At 67.3% G+C, this 18431-nt stretch carries 18 protein-coding genes and 1 pseudogene; 5 read left to right on the top strand and 14 right to left on the bottom strand.

Features of this window, described 5'->3' with window-relative positions:
- The first annotated feature begins 3 nt into the window (after positions 1-3).
- The gene (locus AC5Y5V_RS13110; protein WP_499935455.1) at positions 4-867 is read left to right on the top strand and encodes a phytanoyl-CoA dioxygenase family protein; all 864 of its coding nucleotides are present in this window, start codon (positions 4-6) and stop codon (positions 865-867) included.
- Between the two features lie 7 nt (positions 868-874).
- On the opposite strand, the gene AC5Y5V_RS13105 is transcribed toward AC5Y5V_RS13110, so the two are convergent.
- From AC5Y5V_RS13105 to AC5Y5V_RS13090, 4 genes are read right to left on the bottom strand one after another with little or no spacing between them, the layout of a single operon-like run.
- Entirely contained in the window at positions 875-1528 is a 654-nt protein-coding gene (locus AC5Y5V_RS13105) for a TetR/AcrR family transcriptional regulator (RefSeq protein WP_499935853.1), read from the bottom strand.
- 16 nt (positions 1529-1544) lie between these two features.
- Complete coding sequence (locus tag AC5Y5V_RS13100) at positions 1545-2369, bottom strand: NAD(P)-dependent oxidoreductase (protein WP_499935851.1); 825 nt, start codon at positions 2367-2369, stop codon at positions 1545-1547.
- 5 nt (positions 2370-2374) lie between these two features.
- Positions 2375-3178, bottom strand: a complete 804-nt coding sequence (locus AC5Y5V_RS13095) for an SDR family oxidoreductase (protein ID WP_499935451.1) — start codon at positions 3176-3178, stop codon at positions 2375-2377.
- On the bottom strand, positions 3175-4629 hold the full coding sequence (locus AC5Y5V_RS13090) for an aldehyde dehydrogenase family protein (protein ID WP_499935449.1): 1455 nt from the start codon (positions 4627-4629) through the stop codon (positions 3175-3177). Before AC5Y5V_RS13090 ends, AC5Y5V_RS13095 begins: the two co-directional genes overlap by 4 nt.
- 72 nt (positions 4630-4701) lie before the next feature.
- On the opposite strand from AC5Y5V_RS13090, the gene AC5Y5V_RS13085 reads away from it, so the two are divergent.
- The 3 genes and pseudogenes from AC5Y5V_RS13085 to AC5Y5V_RS13075 all read left to right on the top strand — a co-directional run bounded on the left by AC5Y5V_RS13085 (position 4702) and on the right by AC5Y5V_RS13075 (position 7515).
- On the top strand, positions 4702-5484 hold the full coding sequence (locus tag AC5Y5V_RS13085) for an SDR family oxidoreductase (RefSeq protein ID WP_499935447.1): 783 nt from the start codon (positions 4702-4704) through the stop codon (positions 5482-5484).
- A complete protein-coding gene (locus AC5Y5V_RS13080) occupies positions 5484-6272 on the top strand; it encodes a carboxymuconolactone decarboxylase family protein (protein WP_499935445.1) in 789 nt (262 codons plus the stop codon). Before AC5Y5V_RS13085 ends, AC5Y5V_RS13080 begins: the two co-directional genes overlap by 1 nt.
- A gap of 398 nt (positions 6273-6670) precedes the next feature.
- Positions 6671-7515, top strand: a pseudogene (locus tag AC5Y5V_RS13075) (mycofactocin-coupled SDR family oxidoreductase).
- 5 nt (positions 7516-7520) lie between these two features.
- On the opposite strand, the gene AC5Y5V_RS13070 reads toward AC5Y5V_RS13075, so the two are convergent.
- The 8 genes from AC5Y5V_RS13070 to AC5Y5V_RS13035 all read right to left on the bottom strand — a co-directional run bounded on the left by AC5Y5V_RS13070 (position 7521) and on the right by AC5Y5V_RS13035 (position 15716).
- Complete coding sequence (locus AC5Y5V_RS13070; protein ID WP_499935442.1) at positions 7521-8288, bottom strand: transglutaminase-like domain-containing protein; 768 nt, start codon at positions 8286-8288, stop codon at positions 7521-7523.
- 197 nt (positions 8289-8485) lie between these two features.
- On the bottom strand, positions 8486-9994 hold the full coding sequence (locus tag AC5Y5V_RS13065; RefSeq protein ID WP_499935438.1) for a MutS-related protein: 1509 nt from the start codon (positions 9992-9994) through the stop codon (positions 8486-8488).
- A complete protein-coding gene (locus tag AC5Y5V_RS13060) occupies positions 9991-11523 on the bottom strand; it encodes a MutS-related protein (RefSeq protein ID WP_499935436.1) in 1533 nt (510 codons plus the stop codon). Before AC5Y5V_RS13060 ends, AC5Y5V_RS13065 begins: the two co-directional genes overlap by 4 nt.
- A complete protein-coding gene (locus AC5Y5V_RS13055; RefSeq protein WP_499935849.1) occupies positions 11510-12349 on the bottom strand; it encodes an LLM class F420-dependent oxidoreductase in 840 nt (279 codons plus the stop codon). The genes AC5Y5V_RS13060 and AC5Y5V_RS13055 overlap by 14 nt, the downstream gene beginning before the upstream one ends.
- An 81-nt stretch (positions 12350-12430) precedes the next feature.
- Positions 12431-13288, bottom strand: coding sequence for a TIGR03619 family F420-dependent LLM class oxidoreductase (locus AC5Y5V_RS13050; RefSeq protein ID WP_499935430.1), 858 nt, complete (start codon positions 13286-13288; stop codon positions 12431-12433).
- A complete protein-coding gene (locus AC5Y5V_RS13045; RefSeq protein WP_499935426.1) occupies positions 13285-14115 on the bottom strand; it encodes a TauD/TfdA dioxygenase family protein in 831 nt (276 codons plus the stop codon). Before AC5Y5V_RS13045 ends, AC5Y5V_RS13050 begins: the two co-directional genes overlap by 4 nt.
- A 3-nt stretch (positions 14116-14118) precedes the next feature.
- Positions 14119-14442 (bottom strand): hypothetical protein, encoded by a 324-nt coding sequence (locus AC5Y5V_RS13040; protein WP_499935423.1) that lies wholly within the window; start codon positions 14440-14442, stop codon positions 14119-14121.
- Positions 14439-15716, bottom strand: coding sequence for an aromatic ring-hydroxylating oxygenase subunit alpha (locus tag AC5Y5V_RS13035; protein WP_499935419.1), 1278 nt, complete (start codon positions 15714-15716; stop codon positions 14439-14441). The genes AC5Y5V_RS13040 and AC5Y5V_RS13035 overlap by 4 nt, the downstream gene beginning before the upstream one ends.
- A 103-nt stretch (positions 15717-15819) precedes the next feature.
- Here AC5Y5V_RS13035 and AC5Y5V_RS13030 point away from each other — a divergent pair, with 103 nt between their 5' ends.
- Entirely contained in the window at positions 15820-16740 is a 921-nt protein-coding gene (locus AC5Y5V_RS13030; RefSeq protein ID WP_499935416.1) for a LysR family transcriptional regulator, read from the top strand.
- A gap of 4 nt (positions 16741-16744) precedes the next feature.
- Here the strand turns inward: AC5Y5V_RS13030 and AC5Y5V_RS13025 are convergent, their stop codons facing one another.
- Together AC5Y5V_RS13025 and AC5Y5V_RS13020 are read right to left on the bottom strand one after the other, a co-directional pair.
- Positions 16745-17701, bottom strand: coding sequence for a TIGR03564 family F420-dependent LLM class oxidoreductase (locus AC5Y5V_RS13025; RefSeq protein ID WP_499935847.1), 957 nt, complete (start codon positions 17699-17701; stop codon positions 16745-16747).
- Between the two features lie 12 nt (positions 17702-17713).
- Entirely contained in the window at positions 17714-18424 is a 711-nt protein-coding gene (locus AC5Y5V_RS13020; protein WP_499935412.1) for a hypothetical protein, read from the bottom strand.
- Between the last annotated feature and the right edge of the window lie 7 nt (positions 18425-18431).

Raw genomic sequence — 18431 nt, 5'->3', positions numbered from 1 at the left:
GCGATGAGCGTCGACGAGGAGTCCGTCACGACCCTGGAGGATCTCCGGGGCGATCTGGCGCAGCGCTACAGGCGGACGCCAACGGGCGGAAGCGCGGTCGACAGCGCGATCGTCGAGGCCGACCTGGCCGCTCTCGACCGGGACGGCTACGTCATCTGGGAGAACCTGCTCAGCGCCGACCACTGCCGGGAAATCCGTGAGACGGTCCGGCCATGGTTGGGGCATACCGGACGCAACACCTTCGAGGGGAAGCGCACCCAGCGCATCTACAGCGTGCTGAGCAGGACCCGCGTGTGCGACCGACTCGTCGACCACCCGCGGGTGCTGGCGTTGCTCGACCGGCTGCTGATGCCCAACTACCTGCTTTCCGCGCTGCAGGCCATCAACATCCAGCCGGGAGAGGCCGCGCAGCTGGCTCACCACGACGACGGCTTCTATCCGATTCCGCGGCCACGGGAGCCGTTGGCGGCGGCGACGATCTGGGCGATCGACGAGTTCACCGCGGACAACGGCGCCACGGTGGTCATCCCCGGCAGCCACCGCTGGGGCGCGCGCCGGCCGGGTCCCGAGGACCGGGAGCTTCCGGTCGTGATGCCCGCCGGCTCGTGCGTGTTCTTCGTGGGCACCCTGTGGCACGGCGGCGGCGCCAACACCACCGCCGGCGAGCGTCTGGCCGTCACCGCCCAGTACTGCCAGCCCTGGCTGCGGCCAATGGAGGCGTTCACGTTGTCGATATCGCGCGACATCGCCCGCGCGGTCTCCGACGACATCCGCCGCATGCTGGGCTACAGCATCCACCCCCCGTTCGTCGGCGCGGTCGACGGCCTGCATCCGCTGCGGCTGTGGGACGGCGATCAGGACTCTTAGCCGGCGGCTACGGTGTGGGCGCCGAGCCCCCGCGGTCGATCAGCCGTTCGGTCTCCCCGGATGCCGGGGCCGCGAGGAATCCGGCAAGCCCATCCACCACGGCGCTGACGAACAGGGCGAAAGGGGCGACCGTGTCCTTGCGTCGAATCGCCCGCTCGCGCTCGGCGGCGAGGTGTACTGCGAGGTCCTGGGCTTGCTGGATGCGCATCGTGCGCGCCGGCTCCGGAATCTGCGGCAGCAACCGCCGCATTCCCGAAGCGAAGTCTTGTTGAGACTTCACTGCGTCGGATTGGTCCAGGAAGACGTCAGCCTGGCCGGAGCGCTGCAGTTGCTCGATGAACGACACGTAAGAGCTGTCCGGTGACTCCGCCAACTCGATCAGCGGAAGAACATGCGCCTCCAGTTGCGCCCGAAGATCGTCGGGGTGCGCGCGAGCCCGCAAAAGGGCGCGGCGCTGCATCAAATCGCTGAGCCGATACGCGAAGATCGCACGGAGCAGATCGTCCTTGGATCCGAAGTGGTACCGGATCGCCGAGTTGTTCGACGATCCCGCCTCGACCGATATCTGCCGCAGCGAGACGCCGGCGAGGCCGTGTTCGGCGAAGAGTCGCTCGGCCGCCAGCAGCAGTTGCAGGGCGGTCGCCGCAGGAGGCCCCTGCATCGTGCTCACCGTCAGATCATTGCGCATCGGTGCTCGCCCGATTGTCGAGATTCATCGCGTCGATGGTGTACTTGGCTACCCGGACCACCTCCGGAGCTTCGGGCCCGACCGCGTCGGCGAGGATGTCGACGTCCTTAGCCAGCAGCGCACCGGCGAGCTGCGCCATCACCGAAAGCGTGTGTCCCGAGCCGGCGACCACTTCGGCCGCGTAGCTGCGACCGCTCCCGTGCGAGAGGACCGCGCTCAGCGCGTCTTTGTCCACACCGAGCTTGTCGGCTACCGAGAACGCGCTCGCGGCCAGTCCGAGCTGGGCGCTGAACAGCGCGTTGTTCAGCAGCTTCGCAGCCTGACCGGCGCCCAGTCCACCAAGGTGGACAAGGGGATTCGCGAACGTCTCAAGCACCGGGCGGCACCGGCGGACCACCTCTTCGTCGCCGCCGACCATGACCAACAGCTCCTTGGCGGCGGCCCGGTGTCCCCCACCGGAGACCGGTGCATCGACCACATGCAGATGTGGAAAGTCGGCCTGCAGCCGCCGGCAGGTGTCGGGGTGCACGGTGCTGTGGATCACGACGATCCCGCCCGCCGCCATCCCGGCCAGCGCGCCGTCGTCGCCGCGCAGCACCTCGTCGACGTCGGCGTCGCCAATTACGCAGAGGCACAGCACATCCGAGGCGGCACCGAGTGCCCGGCGATCCGCAGCGTAATTGGCACCGGCGCCGTCGTACGGTTCGAGGGCCGCGGGCCTGCGCGCCCACAGCGTCGTCGGGAAACCGTCCTCAATGATCCTGCGGGCCATCGGGCCGCCCTGGGACCCGAGACCCACGAACCCGACGCGCAGCACGGTCATCGCTGCGCCTCGATCGCCGCCCGGAGGTACGCCTCGATGTCGTTGGCGCGCTCCCGAAGTTCCTCACGAACCTCGGGGGCGGTCAGGACCAGGAACCGGCCCGCCTCGACCGCGTCGGCGGTCTGGTTCGCGACGTATTCGGCCGCGACGATCGGGTGCGCCGGAGCGCGCGGCGTCACGCCGGACTCGCCGTACACCGTTACGCCCTCGAGAATGTTCGTGATCACCCCGGATGGGCAAAGACAGGTAACTCCAATGCCTTTCGGACCTAGGTAGGTTGCCAGCGCCTCGGATAGCCCGACGATCGCGTGCTTGGACGCGACGTAGGGAAGCCGGTCGAACCCATAGCTCAGCAGTCCGGAGGCGGAGGCCGTGTTGATCACGTGGCCGCTGCCCTGGGCGATCAACCCGGGCAGGAAGACCCGGTTGCTGCGCGCGACGCTGAAGAGGTTGACGTCGATGGTGCGGGCCCAGGCCTCGAGGGGCAGCGTTTCGGGCGCGCCGATGGCAAGTACGCCAACGTTATTCATCACGACGTCGATACGGCCGAAGCGTCGCAGCGCGGCGTCGCGGAGCTGCTCCAGATCCGCTTCGACGGTCACGTCGACGGGGAGTCCGATCACCGGCGACCCGAGCCCGGTGATCTGCTCGACGACCTCGGCGACCCGCTCCGGCGACAGGTCGCTGACGACGACGGAGGCGCCCCGTTGCGCGAACGCGACCGCGGTCGCGCGGCCGATCCCGCTGCCCGCGCCGGTCAGCACCGCGACGGCGCCATTGAGGCTGTGCGGCTTGGTCATCCGATACCCACCGCCTTGGTGCGCAGGAACTCGAAAAGCCCTTCCTCGCCGCCTTCCCGGCCGAACCCGGAGATGCCGACGCCGCCGAAGGCCAGTTCGCAGCCGACGACGGGGCTCGCGCCGTTCACGTATACCCCGCCCGCGCGCAGCGCCGTCACCATCCGGTGCACTCGGTCGACGTCCTTGGTGTAGACGTAAGCCGCGAGCCCGTATTCCGTCGAGTTCGCCATCTCGATCGCCTGCTCTTCGGTCTCGAACCGCATCAGCGAGAGCACGGGGCCGAACACCTCGGTCTGACCGAGTTCGGAGGCCGGATCGACGTCCCCGAACACGGTCGGTTCGACAAAGAAGCCGTCGGGCAGATGGCTCGGGGCGCGACCCCCGGCGAGCAGCTTCGCCCCGTCGTGCTGGGCTCGCTCGATCATGGCCAGGATCCGCTCCTGGGCCTGGCGGGTCACCACGGGGCTGATGACCGTCGCCGGGTCGAACGGGTCACCGCACTTCATGCCGGAAACGATTGCGAGGACCCGGGTTACGACGTCGTCGTAGATATCGTGGTGCACGATCATCCGGGACGGGATCGCGCATCCCTGTCCGGCCAGGGTGCCGAGGACGCTGAAGGCGTTGACAGCGACGGCGGTGTCCAGGTCGGCGTCGGGGAACAGCACGTTGGCGGACTTGCCGCCGAGTTCTAACACCGCGGGTTTGAGCGACTCGGCACAGCCGGCGAGGATCTTGCGCGCCGTCGCCGGTCCGCCGGTGAAGCTGACCTTCTGCACGAGCGGATGGCGCACCAGGGCGTCACCCGTCGCCGGCCCGCCGAGCACCAGGTTGACGACGCCGTCCGGAATGCCCGCTTCCCGCACCAGGCCCATCAGGTGCTCGGTCGCATACGGCGTCAACTCGGATGGCTTGAGCACGACCGTGTTTCCGGCGGCCAGCGCCGGGATCAGCTTCATGCCGATCGAGACGACCGGGCCGTTCCAGGTGAGGATGATCCCGACGACGCCGTATGGTTCGGGCATCGAGTAGGCCAGCTCCCGTTGATTGGCGGGAAACGAGGTGACGCGACCTTCGACCTTGTCGGCCCAACCGGCGTAGTAGGACGTCCAATTCGCCATGATGCCGACGAGCGGTCGGCTCATGCCCGCCGACATTCCGTTGTCGAGCACGGACAGCCGCGCGATCTCGGCGGTGTCACGCTCCATCAGTTCGCCGAGCCGGCGAAGGACCCGCGCGCGCTCCGCCGGCCGCCAGGTGCGCCACGCGGCGTACGCGCACTGTGCGGCCCGCACCGCGGCGTCGACGTCGTCGGGCCCGGCCAGCGGCACCTGCCCCTGAACCTCGCCGGTCGCCGGATACACGTGCTGGTGCACACCACCGGAGCCGCTCGTGCGCGCCTCGCCCCCGATGTGCAGATGCACGACGGGAACTTCTAGGTCGATGGTCATCGCATGGCCCTTCGATTAAGACAGATTACTTATTACTAAGGCACTTGACTTCATTGGTCAAGGGGTGCCTTAATGGCTCGGATGGACGTGAAGGAACTCTTCGACCTCACCAGGAAGGTCGCGGTGATCACCGGCGGCGCCGGCGGCATCGGCGAGGTGTACGCACAGGCGCTGTGCGAGGCCGGTGCCTCAGTGGTGATTGCCGACCTCAACCTGGAAGCGGCACAGAAGACCGCGGATGCGCTGACGAGCAACGGCTTTCAGGCCATTGCAGTGCACCTGGACGTCACGTCGGCGGAGTCGGCCGCCCAGATGGCGTCAGCCACAATCGCGGCGTTCGGCGGGATCGACATCCTCATCAACAATGCGGCGGTGATGACCGACCTGCCGCCATACGGGCTGTCGAACATGCCGGTGCCGGACTGGGATCGAGTGCTGAACGTGAACCTGCGCGGCCCGTTGCTGTGCACCCAGGCGGTGATCGAGTCGATGACCGAGCGCGGCGGCGGGCGGATCGTGAACGGCCTGTCGGCCGGCGCGTTCATGGCCGGCGGCATCTACGGCCTGTCCAAATATGCCTTGCACGGCCTGACCTGCAACCTGGCGACCGAGCTGGGGCATCGGCACATCAACGTCAACGGGATCGCCCCTGGTTTGGTGGACAACGACAGCGCCTACGTGAGCCTGCCGAAGGATTCGCCGGTCCGCGACATGCTCGGCGCCCGGATACCCGGCAAGACCTCCGGGCCGCCCGCGGACCTGATCGGAACGATGCTGCTGCTGTGTTCGCCGGCCGGGGAATGGATCAACGGCCAGACGATCTCGGTCGACGGCGGCTGGATCATGCGGCTCTGATGTCCGAGTGGACAAGTCGTGAAGAGCGGCGGCAGGTCGCGCGGGCCGAGTACGAGCACATCATGCGCTCGGCGAGCCCGGAACCGGCCGGGGCATACCTGGAGTCCGGAGTCATCGGATACGTCTTCGGGGAGATGTGGCGCCGCGGCGTCCTCACCCCCCGCGACCGGCGCTGGATCACCCTCACCTGCGTGGGTGCCGCGGGGGCGATCACCCCGATCGAGACGCACGTCTACGCGGCCCTGAAGAGCGGGGACGTCACGTATCCGGAGTTCGACGAGTTCGTCCTGCACTTCGGGACGCAGGCCGGTTGGCCAAAGGCGTCCAACATGCAGATGTACGGCATGATGGCCCTGTACAAGATCTCCGAGGAAAGCGGAGAAACGGTGCAGCCGAACGACTTCGAGCTGTGGGCCGAGCCGGTCGAGGACGGAGCGCGGCGGGAGCGCGGCGTCGCCGCCTACGAACAGATTCACGGCGCCCCTGCCCCGCGACCCGCCACCGCGTTCCAGGGCCGGGCCCGCCTCGACTACCTTTACGGCGAAGTATGGAGCCGTCAAAGGCATCTGACCCGTCGCGACCGACGCATCATCAGCATCTGCGGCGCCGCGTCGGACGCGGTTGACGAAGAAGTCACCGAGCACCTGCGGGCGGCCCTCGCCCTCGGCGACCTGAGCCGGCCCGAGCTGGAGGAGCTGGTCATCCACTTCGCGGTGTACCTGGGGTGGAACCTCGCGCGGCGGCTCGATGACTTGCTGGTTGCGGTAGCAGACTCGGTGGGCGCCTAGCCCCGTCGCGTGCCCGAGAGCGTGCGCAGATCTATGGCGGCACACCGCGCTGACGGGAATTTGTGCACACTCGCGCTGCCCCGGCTCACCCCTGGCCTGCGAGCACGCTCAATTTTGCGTGAAATTGCCGGGCGGAGCCGTGAATTTGGGGACTGTCGCCGCGGCGGTGTGTCGGTCTCACGAATCCCCGCGTCACAAGAAAGTCGGCATACGGTCTTTTGCCCACCTCACAGCGACAGCTTGCCGCGCGAACGTGGACGAACAGGCACGTGCTCCCGCCGAGACAGAGTGACAGTTGATGCCAGCCGCCGGGCACGCTCAGACACGGCCGGCGGCACGCCGGCTCAGACGGCACGTTGTATTTTTACAGTCCGGAGTGCTCTAGGCGAAAGGTCGCGATGACAGACAAGAAGGTCGGCAGGGTCGCCGACAAAGTCGCGTTCATCACCGGCGCGGCGCGCGGCCAGGGTCGCGAGCACGCGGTCCGACTGGCCGAGGAGGGCGCCGACATCGTCGCGGTCGACGTCTGCGCGGACATCGAGGGAGTCGCCTACCCGGGCGCGACCGAGGCCGACCTGGCCGACACCGCGGCTTTGGTGGAGAAGACGGGACGCCGCATCTTCACCGCCACGGCCGACGTGCGCGACGCGGCGAGTCTGAGCACCGCGCTCGAACGGGGCGTCGCGGCGTTGGGCGCGCTGGACATCGTCGTCGCCAACGCCGGCATCAGCGGATCTCCCGCGCCCGCCGCCCTGATCGAGGAATCCGCCTGGCAGACGATGCTCGATATCAACCTGACCGGCGTGTGGCACACCGTGAAAGCGGCCTTGCCGCACATGACCAAGGGCGGCGGGTCGATCATCCTGGTCAGCTCGATGCTGGGCATTCGCGGTGGCGGCTACATGGCCCACTATGCGTCGGCAAAGCACGCCGTGGTCGGCTTGATGAACTCGTTGGCGAATGAGCTTGCGCCGCAATGGATCAGGGTGAACTCGATCCATCCGGGCAACATCCTGACGCCGATGATCGACAACGAGCAGTTCCACCGGACGCTACGCCCCGACCTGGCCGAACCGACCATGGCGGACGCCGCCGCGATCATCGGGCATTTCCACATGCTGCCCAAGCCGGTGATCGAAGCCCGCGCGGTGAGCAACGCGGTGCTGTTCTCGCCTCCGACGAGGCGCAATACATCACCGGGGCGGCGCTGCCGGTCGACGCCGGCGCCGTCGCGAAGTTCTGAAACCCTCAGCCCGCAGGCAACATCCGATACAGCCGGTGCAACACCGGGTGCATCTCGTGCATCCAGGCGTCGAAGCGCGCCTCGACCTCGTCGCAACTCTCGATTGACAGTCCCTGCTGTCGCAGGAACTCGATGAAGCAGTTGCCGATGCGCGCGGGGAGCTGCATTTTCCACCGCATCGGCTTGCTCATCAGTTCGTCGATGTTCGGCAACGGAAAGAGGTCGTCGGCGATGTGCCGTGGATCGAGGCTGAGCAATGCATCGTCGGTGCCGTTCCAGACGACGGGTGAGCATTGCGGGTTGACGTGGTGGGAGGCGGTGGACAGCGCCGAGTCGTCCGAGGGGTCACACCGCACCCATCGACCGTCGAGCAGCACGCAGACGTAGAGGTGCCTGCTGCGCGCGGATACCTGCCGGGACAAGCGGGCCGGGATGGCGGGACCAAAATACTCTCTGCCGCTCACGGTCATGACGCCATATCCGGCGGGTATGCCCAACCGGCGCAGCACCGCCACCATCAGGTTGGCGCTGTTGGTGCACGTGCCCCTGCGTCGACGCAGGGTGTCCGAGGCGGTGCGCTGCCAGTTGCCGACCTCGTAGGCGATGGCGTCGCGCACGAATTCGAATACCTCGACCGCGATGTCGCGTTCGTCTCTGCCCTGGCGACCGAAGGATTCGGCAAGACAACCGATTTCGGGGGCGGAGAAGTTGCAGAACCGGGTTTCGCCGAGAAACGCGACCGGTGCGCGCAGCAGGGTGGCTTCTCCGTTCATCACCTGGTCCTCGTGCTATCTGCGCGGTGCGCTCAGTTCCTGCGGGGCTCATAAAAGAAATCCGTGACCCGCGCGACGCTGCAGCAGACTCACTGATCGAAAATTAACGGCCCGGCGCCCGGTTGCCATGAGTAGAGAAGTACTCCACTTTGCGCGCCTGTCGGCGAGCGTGAGGCTGGCCGCACACTGGGCGGCGATCAGTCGCGCGGTGTGCCGAAGATCCGCTGGAACAGGTCTCCGCCGTAGGCCGTGGGTTCGGGCGCGCCGGGGACCAGTCTGAACGTGCGTGATCCGTCGGACTGCCGCTCGGCGCGCAGGAACAGGTGGGCCGGATCGTGGCGTTCGTGCAGGCTGTGGGCGAGGTCGTAGAGGTGGGTCACGAAGTACACCCGGACATCGCTTTCCACCATGGCGCGCACGACGTCTCCGGCGATTTGCGAGCCCTCGCGCGCGTTGGTCGCGGCAAAGGATTCGTTGCACAACAGCAGCGATCCGGGCCCGACGTGGTCCGTGATCGCGCTCATCCGGACGAGTTCTTCCTCCAGCTTGCCGTGGGTGAGGGTGGCATCTTCTTCCCGCTTGAAATGCGTGAAGACGCCGTCGTGGACGTCGGCGGTGAACTGCTGCGCGACCACGAACATGCCGGCCTGCATCATGAGCTGGGCCGCACCGACGCTGCGCAGGAACGTCGACTTGCCGCCCTCGTTGGCGCCGGTGACGACGATCAGCGTCTTGTCGTCGGCGTCGACGTCGTTGCCGGCGACGCTCTCGCGGGTGGCCAGGCACAGGCCGACGTCGCGCAGGCCGCGGCATCCGAACCGCGGCGCTCCCATCGGGGCGGGTACCGGAAAGCAGGTCGGCACAGCACGTTTGGTCAGTTCGTCATGCAAATTCAGGCAGCCCAGGTAGAAGCTCAATTCGATGCGTAGCCGCCCGAAGAAGCGCTGGACGTGTTCGGCCGACTGGGTGACCGCGTTGGCGACGTCGTCGACGGCTCGGCCCGCCAGCTCGGACAGGGCCTGCGCACCGGCGATGTCGTCGGCGTCGACGGCAAACCCGTAGCCATCGCGGTGGCCGCCGGACAGCGACGCCCAGAAGCCGCGCGACGCGGGTTGATGCAGCACGTGGCTTTCGCTCTTGTTGCCGAGTCCGATCCGGGCACTGAGCAGCACGCCGTGCGGCATCTGCAGGTCACGCAGGTATGCGTCGACCTGGGCCAGGTAGTCGTCGGACAGTTGTTCGGCGAGCATGGCGGCCAGTCGCCGCAGACCGCGGGAACGGAACTGGCCGGCATGTCCGTCGGCGAGGTGACGCAGCCGCCGAAGACTCGTGACGAGCAGTTCCAGAATCCGGACCGAGCGCCGCAGAATCAACTCGGCGTTGCGCGACCCCAGGCCGCCGAGGAACACCTTGCGGCGCAGTTCGAGACCTTCGACGGCAACGGCAATGTCGTACATCTGGCGCACCACAGCGTGATTGGCGATACAGTCGGCCAGCACCTGTTGGCGGTACACGATCACGTCCGGCTCAGTAAGGCCGAGCGGAATCACCTTCGTGGCGGTATCGCGCAGAAACGCGTCACCGCCCGCCATCGCGTCGTAGAGTCGGCCCATCTCGAGGTCCTCGTCGACGAGAATGCTTACCCGCCAGGGCAACCGGGGGCTCAGATCGAAGTCGCCGTCGGGATCCAGCAGTCGGACCCTCATCGACCGATCCTCCGCCGCAGCGCGTCGTAGTCGAGTCGGTGTTTGTCGGCCAGCGCCGCGGCATAGGCCAATCCGTCCGCGGGGCGGCGGATGAACTTGAAGGTCCGTTGCGTGGGGTCATCCGGCGCGACGTCGCCGACCATGCTCACGCACGCCTGATCCACGCTGGCGAGTTCGTCGAGGAAGGTGACGCAGACGGCGACGCTGCGCAACGTGATGATCCGTTCCAGGATTTCGGTGCCGATCAGCAAGGCGTCTCTGACCGTCGTCGACGACAGGCTCTCGTTCATGATGATGATGCTCGCGGGGGTGGCGCGAGACAGGATGTCGTGGATACGGACCAGCTCTTCCTCGAGCTTCCCGTGCAGCGTGGCGAGGGCTTCCTGCCGTTCGAAGTGAGTGAAGATCCCATCCGGCAGCGTGAGCCTCGCGCGTGCGGCGGGTATCGGACAGCCGAGCGACGCGAGGTAGGCGCACTGGCCGACGGTCCGGGCAAACGTCGTCTTACCGCCCTGATTCGGTCCGGTGACCACGAAGATCCGTTCGGCGCCCGACAGTCCGAAACTGTTGCGCACCGGCTGCCGCTCGCCGTCGAGGGACTTGATCGCCAACGCCAGGTCGAACGCGTCGTCGGCCGACAGCACCCCGGGTTCGCCGGTGACCTCGGGGTAGCTGAACCCCAGACCCGTGGCGGCGAGGCGGCGGACGAACGCCAAATAGTAGAGATAGAACCGGATTTCGTCGTCGAATCGCCCGATCACGCCGTCGATGAACTGCTTGTTGCGGCGGCAGAATCGTTCGAGCGACGCGAACGCGGCGGGGTAGAGCTTCGCGACGCAGCTGAGGACCTGCTGCTCGACATAGTTCATGTCGGCCGAATCCTGCTGCGGTACGTGGTAGTCCTCGCGCTCTTCGGTGGCGAACCTTTCGAAGGCCGCGACGGCTCCGACGCTGTAATCCGTCTGGCCCTGGTACCTCTCGACGTGCACCCGCAGCCCTTCGATGTGCACGGTATAGCGGACCTCACGCAGGTCGGCCTGCACGGCTTCGTTGTCGTTCACCAGGTTTCGGAAGGTTTCACCGTCGACGTATTCGGTCACGTAGTCGGTGAAATCACGCAGACCTCGCGAGGCCGGACCGGCCTGACGCAACTCGTCGCGCAGCAACGGCACAGCGTCGCAGTACTTTTGAATGGCGTAGACGAACCAGCCTTGCCGTTGCAGCGGATTGGGCAGCTCGCCCGCCCGGTCGATGCGGTGGCGCACGGTCCGCATCGCCTTGACAAAGTTCAGGATCGGCTGGCGGATATGCTCGCTTTCCAGATCCCGAAAGACCTGCTGACGATGCTCGACCTCGGAAACCTCTTGCAGCGGAACGTAAAAGAACCGGTCGACGTGATCCTCCGCGTGTCCGGCGGTGACGGCGGCGATGACCTCGTCGAGGTGCAGATCGGCCAGGCAACCCGGTGCCGCGTCGGCATCCGCAAAGGTTCCCCCGCGGGGCGACAGGATGCTGCTAAAGCGCGGCATTTGTGTATGCGGCCACCTTCGCGGCGTAGTCGTCGAGCAACCGCAGCGACTCGTCCAGCCCCTTGGTGGGCAACAGCAGCGCGAGGCGGCCGAAACCGAGGTCGCGCGCGGCGTCCCAGTAGTCGGGCTTGATCGGTGTGCCGAACATCGCCAGCGGGACGTCGCGCCCGCTGCCCTCGCGCAGTTGATCGATGCGCCGGGTCAGTCTTTCGACGGGCACCGGGTTCGATATCCAGCCCGCGTCGTGGCGAATGATCCGCTTGACGGTGGCGTCGGAGTCGCCGCCGATGAACAGGGGCGGGTGCGGTTTCTGCACCGGCTTGGGGCGGCTGTAGGACGCGTCGAAATCGACGTACTTGCCGTGGTACTCGGCGGGTTCGGTGGTCCACAGCGCCTTGATCGCCTCGATGCGCTCGTCGAGCAGCGCGCCACGCGTCTTCGGGTCCGTCCCGTGATCGCGCAACTCCTCGATGTTCCAGCCGGCGCCCACGCCGAAGATGAACCGGCCGCCGGAGATCAGGTCGATGCTGGCGGCTTCCTTGGCCGTGATGATCGGGTCCCGCTGGATCAGCAGGGCGATCCCGGTGAACAACTCGATGGACGAGGTCACCGCCGCGGCCGCGGCCAACGTCACGAAAGGATCCAGGGTCCGGTAGTAGATCGACGGCAGCTCGCCGCCCATTGGATAGGCGGACTCGCGGCTCGCCGGAATGTGCGTGTGTTCCGCGACCACCAGCGACGCGAAACCGCGCTCCTCGATCGCGCGGGCGAGCGATACCGTGTCGATGCTGTCGTCGTTGACGAACGTGGAAATCCCGAACTTCATCTGCACCCTTAACTGCCGTGGTTGGTCTGCGGTCTTCCGCACCGACAACACCCGCACCCGCGAGCCTAATCCCGGCGAGCCTCAGAACGTCTTGGCGTGCAGTTCGGCCAGCGCATGGACCTGCTCGAGGTAGTGCTCGAGCGAGTGATGGACGAACCTGGCCGACACCGTCGTGACGCCGGCCGCGGCCATGGTGTGCAGCGTCTCCTCGACCGACGCGGGCTCCCGCGCCGGGTCGAGCGGTTGATCGGATGGCAGCACCACCTCGAACCCGGCCGGCAGCTCGTGCGCCCGCAACCACTCGGCGGCCGTCGCGATGGACACGTAGAACGGGCACCACCCGTCGGCGAGCGTGACCGCGCGCCGCAACGACCGCCGGGTGCGGCCGCCGACCCAGATCGGCATGTGCGGCTGCAGCGCGCAGGGGTCGACGGTGAGCCCGCCGAACGAGTAGTACTCGCCCTGGTACGACGGCTCGTTGGTGGGCAGCGCGGCCCGCAGCGCCTTCAGCGCGTCGTCGGCGCGGGCACCCCGGTCGTCGAACGGCGCGCCCAGCAGGTCGAACTCCTCCTTCAGCGTCCCCACCCCGACGCCCAGGATCACCCTGCCGCCGCTAACGTGATCCAGTGTGCCGTAACGCTTTACGATGGCAAGCGGATGGTGGTAGCCGAGCACCAGGGTCATCGTGACGAGCCGGATCTGCCGCGTACGCGCCGACACGTAGCCGAACGTGGCGAGCGGGTCCCAGTACCGGGAGCCGCGGCGGGCGGATTCGCCCGACGGTATGCCGATGTGTTCGCTGCAGGTGAGGTGGTGATAGCCGAGCCGGTCGGCCGCTTCGGCGACGCGGCCGATGTCCTCGATCGTCGCGTCCTGCTCCCACGTCAGCGCGGCGCCGGCGACGTTGGTGACGACGGGCGTGGTGACGCCGAGTTTCACGTCAGCGGCTCTTCGCCGGCCAGCACGGTGCGGTGCATGAGTCGACCGCTGTCGGCGGCGTACGGGAGCGCCCGATGCATGGTTCCGGTGTTGTCCCAGATGAGCAGGTCGCCGAGTTGCCATTCGTGCCGGTAGACGTAGCGCGCCTGGGTGGCCCAGTCGCGAAGGCGCGCAAGCAAACCCCGGCTTTCCTCGACGGGCATGCCGAGGACGTAATCCGCCGTCGCGCCGAGCAGCAGCGACTTGCGGCCCGACCGGTGGGTCCACACCATGGGGCAGGACTTCGTCGGGGACTTCTGCCAGAAGGTGATCTCCTCGTAGCTCATCTCCGGCCGCACGTAGTACTGCGAGCGCTCGGCGCTGTGCACCACCCGCAGGTCCGCGATGGCCTGCTTGTCCGCGTCCGGCAGGTCCTCGTAGGCGGCATAGGTGTTGCAGAATTCGGTCTGCCCCCCGGAGTCCGACAACTTCATGGCGCGCAGCAGGCTCGCCAGGTTCGGGTAGGGCTGCAGCGAGCCGTCGAAATGCCAAAACATCGAGCCTTTCAGGTATTCGGCCCGCTGATTGACGTTCGTGTCGAGCGAAATCTTGTAGATCCCGCCCTCCCCCTCGTTCTGTACGATGTTGCCGAGGGTCTTCGCGATCGCGACCTGCTGCTCGTCGCTGATCTGCAGGCCGCGGAAGAAGACGACGCCGCGGCGCTCCAGCGTGGCGCGGATCGTGTCCGCCTCGCGGCCGCTCAGCAGGGTGTCCAGGTCGGTGCGGATCTCGCTGCCGATCAGCGGCGTGCGGTCGATGATTTCGAGTCGGGTAGTCGACAGTCCCATGGGTCAGCTCAGCCTCGTGAGGATGGTGTGCGCGGAATGCTTGACCCGCGGCTGCCGCCACAGTTCGACCGCCAGCGACACGGTGATCAGCGAGTACAGCAGGTTGCGCAGGTTCGCGACGTCCTCGGGCAGCGGTTGCGCGTAGTCGAACTTGTCGATGTAGGCGACCGCTTCCTCGGCGTGGGGGAACACCTCGTCGTAGAACGCCTGGATCTGCGGCATGGAACTGTTCACGCGCTTCACGTAGCGCTCGTGGCCGTCCTCGATGGCCCACTCGTCGACCAGGTGCTCGAGCTCCGAAAATTCTTGGGGCAGTAGCGCGCTCATAGGCGGGCCTGCTCGCCGGCCGCCACGTAGTCGCCCACCACCTTGTGCAGGTGGCGCAGCAGGATCTCCTCGTCGTTCATCGTGAAATGCGTGAGCGCGCCGCTGTTGAGCATCGCCTGCAAACCTTCGGACGGGCTGGCGTCTTCCAGGATGATGTCGTTGAGGAACGTCACCGTCAGCTCTTGTCCCAGCCGCTCCTTGTGCGTCCGGGGCGGCGGATAGAACATCTCGACCTCGAAGAGGTGGGAGTGCGGGCCGGTGGGCCAATGCGTGTGCGTGCTGAAGCCGGAGGATCCGAAGATCAGCACGAAGTTGGGGAAGAACTGGAACGAATCGAAGCCGTACTTGTCCGACCGGGTGGGGTTGAGCCCCGCCGGCATCGGCCCGCGGTCGGTGCGCTTGGTCCACGGACCAGCCGCGCTCGCCTCCATGACGCATTCGATCGGCTTGGAGTAGGGCGTTTTCCGCGACGGTTCGCCGGCGAAGGAGAACGTCCGATGCGGTCCCTTGAGCCGATAGGCCAGCGCGTCGGTGAACGGGTTGGGCTGGTCGAACGCCTCCCTGGCCTCCGCCGTGAGCGCGCCGAACGACAACGCGTGCAGGTACGGGCCGTGGTAGCTCTCCGCGAAGCCGTCGAGGAAAATCTTCCAGTTGCACTGCAGCTCCGCCTTGAAGCGGTACACCTGATGCGGCCCGCCAAAGGGATAGCCCTCGATGCCGTGCGCCAGCTCGCCGAGGTATGAGCGCAGCGGCTCGGTGTTGTGCGGGTCGAGGTTGACGAAGATGAAACCCTCCCAGACCTCACACGCGATGGCCGGCACGCGGCAGCTGTCGGCATCGAAGTCGAGCAGCAGGTCCTTGCGGGTGGCGGCGTGCAGCGAGCCGTCCAGGTTGTAGCGCCAGCCGTGAAAACGGCAGTACAGCAACGGCGCCCGGCCCGCGACCTCCTCGAAGGGGTCGTCCTGCCAAAGCATCTTGTTGCCGCGGTGCGGACAGATGTTGTGGAAGGCGCGGATCACGCCGTCCTTGCCCCGCACGACGATGACCGAGGTGTTCAGGAACTTCAGCTCGCGCGTGAAGTAGCTGCCGGAGCGCGGCACCCGCTCCACGCGCCCGACGTAGAGCCAGGTCTTGCGGAAGACGTGCTCGCGTTCCTTCTCGTAGAACTCCGGCGACACGCAGTCCTCGAGTGACACCGGGCCGCGCCCCAATTCGGGATAGGCGTCGGTCCAGTGTCCGCTCGCCGGCTTGGTCACCAGGACGTCGTGACTCATCGGCCCCTCCTATCGGCCGAACGTAGCACTTGACCGAAGGCGCAAAACAGGCTTTCAATTGCAACACCCTGTTGCATTTCTGGAACACCACCCCTGGCCGCTTATGGAGCAGAACCTGCCGTTCGACCTCGATGCCCTGCTGGTTTTCGGCAAGGTGGTCGAGTGCCGCAGCCTGTCGAAGGCGGCGGCGCTGCTCGGCATGCCCAAGTCGACGGTCAGCCGCAAGCTGTCCAAGCTGGAGTCCGACCTCGGCATCAAGCTGCTGCGCAAGAACACCCATCAGCTCACCGTCACCGACCTGGGCGAGAAGATCTACGACCACGGCGTGAACATCCTGGCCGAGGCCAACGGCGTGCGCGCGCTGGTGGAGGGCAGCAGACAAGAGCCGCAGGGCGAGCTGCGCGTCGCCATCCCCGTCTTCGTCGGCGTCGACTACGCGTCCCGGGTCGGCGCGAAGTTCCTGCAGCGCTACCCGCATTCGCGGCTCGATATCAGGTTGGTGGACAACGTCGTTCACCCCGTGCACGACGGGTTCGACGTGGTCTTCGGGACGGGGCCGCTGCAGGACTCGACACTGATCGCGCGGAAGGTCTTCAGCCTCGAGCTTTTCCTCTGCGCATCGCCGGATCTGCTTGCCGGACTACCCGAGCCGCTCAGCACGCCAACGCAGCTGAACGCCTTGCCGTTCATCGACTGCGGTAGCTGCGACGGGTCCGGGAAGTTGACGCTGATGCGCAACAAGCGACGATGCGAGCTGTCCCCCGCGATCCGGGCGCGCGCCAACAACTTTCAGGTGGGCAAGCAGTACATCCTGCAGGGCCTCGGCGTCGGGGCGATGCCGAACCAGATCATCGTCACGACCGAATTGCGCGACGGCAGCATCGTGCCCGTGCTGCCGGACTGGAGCCTCCAGCCGATGGACGTGTACATGATTCATCCGTTTGCGCTGTCGTTCTCCACGCTGATCAGCGCGTTCTACGAGACGGCGTGCGACATCATCGTCGAGAACTCGGCGCGCAGCTAGGCGCCTACAGCGCCGGGCAGATCGACGACAGGAACTCCAGCGTCCGCGCCCGCGATTGCGTCCGGGTCGCCGGGTCGTCACCCAGCGGGACGATCCGCGCCGCCAGGTCGGTGACGCCCGCGTCCCGGTAGCGGCGCAACCGCGCGAGGATGGCCGCCTCGTCGCCGGCCGCCATGGTGTCGCCGACGTCCTCGGCGTCGCCGTGTTCGAGCAGGCGCACATAGTTGGGCGAGAAATCCGCATGCCCCAGGACCTCGCTGGCGTAGGCGCGGGCGTCGTCCGTTTCACCGGCTGCGCACAGGGCGACGGGCACTCCGGCGACGATCCGCGGCGCGGGGCGTCCGGCGGCGTCCGCCGCGGCGCCGATACGCGGGGCGACGTGTTCGTGGATGGCCCGCTCGTCGGCCATCCACAAGATGGTGCCGCCGGTGCGCTCGCCGGCCAGCCGCAGCATCGCCGGGCCCAATGCCGCCAGCAGAACGGGCATTTCGACGGTGTCGGCGACATCCACGGTCCCGTGCACGCGGTAGCTGTCGTTCTCGACGTCGACGGGTCCGGGGCCGGCGAAGGACGCCGCCAGCACGTCGAGATAGTCGCTCACCAGACGGGCCGGCCGGTCATAGGGCAGCCCGAGTTGGCCCTGGACGATCCAATGGTGCGACGGGCCGATGCCGAGCGTGAACCGCCCGTCGCACGCCGCCTGGGTCGTCAGCGCCTGCTGGGCCATGATCATCGGGTGGCGGGTCTGAATCGGCACGACCGCCGTGGCCAACTCTATGCGGTCGGTCGCCCGCCCCAGCAGCGCCATGGCCGTCATCGCGTCGAGGTAGCCGGGCACCTGGGGCATCCAAAACGTGCTGAAGCCGGCGTTTTCCGCGCCGACGCCGTCCTCGACGAGTCCGGCCAGCCGCTGCGCCCGGGGGCGCTCCTTGTCGGAGCCGACCATCAGACCCACGCGCATGACGTCCCCCATCTACGGCACATAGCGGTCCCACTCGTAGGGCACGACGACGTGAAACGGAGCGGCCAGCAGCGCTTCGGTGCCCGACGCCCGCCAACCGGCCTCGAGTATGGGTTGCAGGCGCCCCGCGGTGGCCACCGGGTCGTCGTCGAGGAAGCAGTAGCGCAGCCACCGACCACGGGAGGTGGCCGACCATACGCCGGCAACTCCCGCCACGTCGAGCAGGTCGGTCGACGGCGCGGCGCCATGCTCGACCAACAGAAAGGCACCCCGCAGCGGCAGCCAGGGCAGCACGTCGGAGCCGACCTTGACGCGCGCCGCGGCCAGCTTGTCCCGCACTTCGTACACGCCGCGGTCCACCGGCGGCAGCAGCGGCAGCATGCGGCCGGCCCGGTGCAGCGCGGCACCGAGGTCGGTGAACGCGCCGATGCCGCCGGGATCGGTGAAGAAGTACGTCATCACGTGGTCGACCGCGTCGAAGCGGTCGCGGCTGGCCGCCCGAGCGGACCGGCAGGCCGGGGTGGACACCAGCCGCAGGGAGGCGCGCACGGCCGGCATGCGGTACTGCTCGGGGCGGTGGTCGAGGGTGTGCCAGCGCAGGTATTCGGCGTCGGCGCCGTCGGGGTGGCGGGTCGCCATCGAGACGAACAGCGTGCTGATGTCGCCGTTCCCCGCGGCAAGGACGTCGGCGACGTCGTCAGATGGCGTGCCGGGAAGGGTCATCCGTTTC

Source organism: Mycobacterium sp. NGS68, assembly GCF_059812195.1.
The sequence above is the reverse complement of the archived record's forward strand: the minus strand, read 5'-3'. Positions and strand labels throughout refer to the sequence as shown.

What these genes read in the sequence shown, in the direction of transcription:
- AC5Y5V_RS13110 (WP_499935455.1), top strand. Translation starts at nt 4, where the DNA reads ATGAGCGTCGACGAGGAGTCCGTCACGACCCTGGAGGATCTCCGGGGC.
- AC5Y5V_RS13105 (WP_499935853.1), bottom strand. Translation starts at nt 1,528, where the DNA reads ATGCAGGGGCCTCCTGCGGCGACCGCCCTGCAACTGCTGCTGGCGGCC.
- AC5Y5V_RS13095 (WP_499935451.1), bottom strand. Translation starts at nt 3,178, where the DNA reads ATGACCAAGCCGCACAGCCTCAATGGCGCCGTCGCGGTGCTGACCGGC.
- AC5Y5V_RS13090 (WP_499935449.1), bottom strand. Translation starts at nt 4,629, where the DNA reads ATGACCATCGACCTAGAAGTTCCCGTCGTGCATCTGCACATCGGGGGC.
- AC5Y5V_RS13085 (WP_499935447.1), top strand. Translation starts at nt 4,702, where the DNA reads ATGGCTCGGATGGACGTGAAGGAACTCTTCGACCTCACCAGGAAGGTC.
- AC5Y5V_RS13080 (WP_499935445.1), top strand. Translation starts at nt 5,484, where the DNA reads ATGTCCGAGTGGACAAGTCGTGAAGAGCGGCGGCAGGTCGCGCGGGCC.
- AC5Y5V_RS13070 (WP_499935442.1), bottom strand. Translation starts at nt 8,288, where the DNA reads ATGAACGGAGAAGCCACCCTGCTGCGCGCACCGGTCGCGTTTCTCGGC.
- AC5Y5V_RS13065 (WP_499935438.1), bottom strand. Translation starts at nt 9,994, where the DNA reads ATGAGGGTCCGACTGCTGGATCCCGACGGCGACTTCGATCTGAGCCCC.
- AC5Y5V_RS13060 (WP_499935436.1), bottom strand. Translation starts at nt 11,523, where the DNA reads ATGCCGCGCTTTAGCAGCATCCTGTCGCCCCGCGGGGGAACCTTTGCG.
- AC5Y5V_RS13055 (WP_499935849.1), bottom strand. Translation starts at nt 12,349, where the DNA reads ATGAAGTTCGGGATTTCCACGTTCGTCAACGACGACAGCATCGACACG.
- AC5Y5V_RS13045 (WP_499935426.1), bottom strand. Translation starts at nt 14,115, where the DNA reads ATGGGACTGTCGACTACCCGACTCGAAATCATCGACCGCACGCCGCTG.
- AC5Y5V_RS13040 (WP_499935423.1), bottom strand. Translation starts at nt 14,442, where the DNA reads ATGAGCGCGCTACTGCCCCAAGAATTTTCGGAGCTCGAGCACCTGGTC.
- AC5Y5V_RS13035 (WP_499935419.1), bottom strand. Translation starts at nt 15,716, where the DNA reads ATGAGTCACGACGTCCTGGTGACCAAGCCGGCGAGCGGACACTGGACC.
- AC5Y5V_RS13030 (WP_499935416.1), top strand. Translation starts at nt 15,820, where the DNA reads ATGGAGCAGAACCTGCCGTTCGACCTCGATGCCCTGCTGGTTTTCGGC.
- AC5Y5V_RS13025 (WP_499935847.1), bottom strand. Translation starts at nt 17,701, where the DNA reads ATGCGCGTGGGTCTGATGGTCGGCTCCGACAAGGAGCGCCCCCGGGCG.
- AC5Y5V_RS13020 (WP_499935412.1), bottom strand. Translation starts at nt 18,424, where the DNA reads ATGACCCTTCCCGGCACGCCATCTGACGACGTCGCCGACGTCCTTGCC.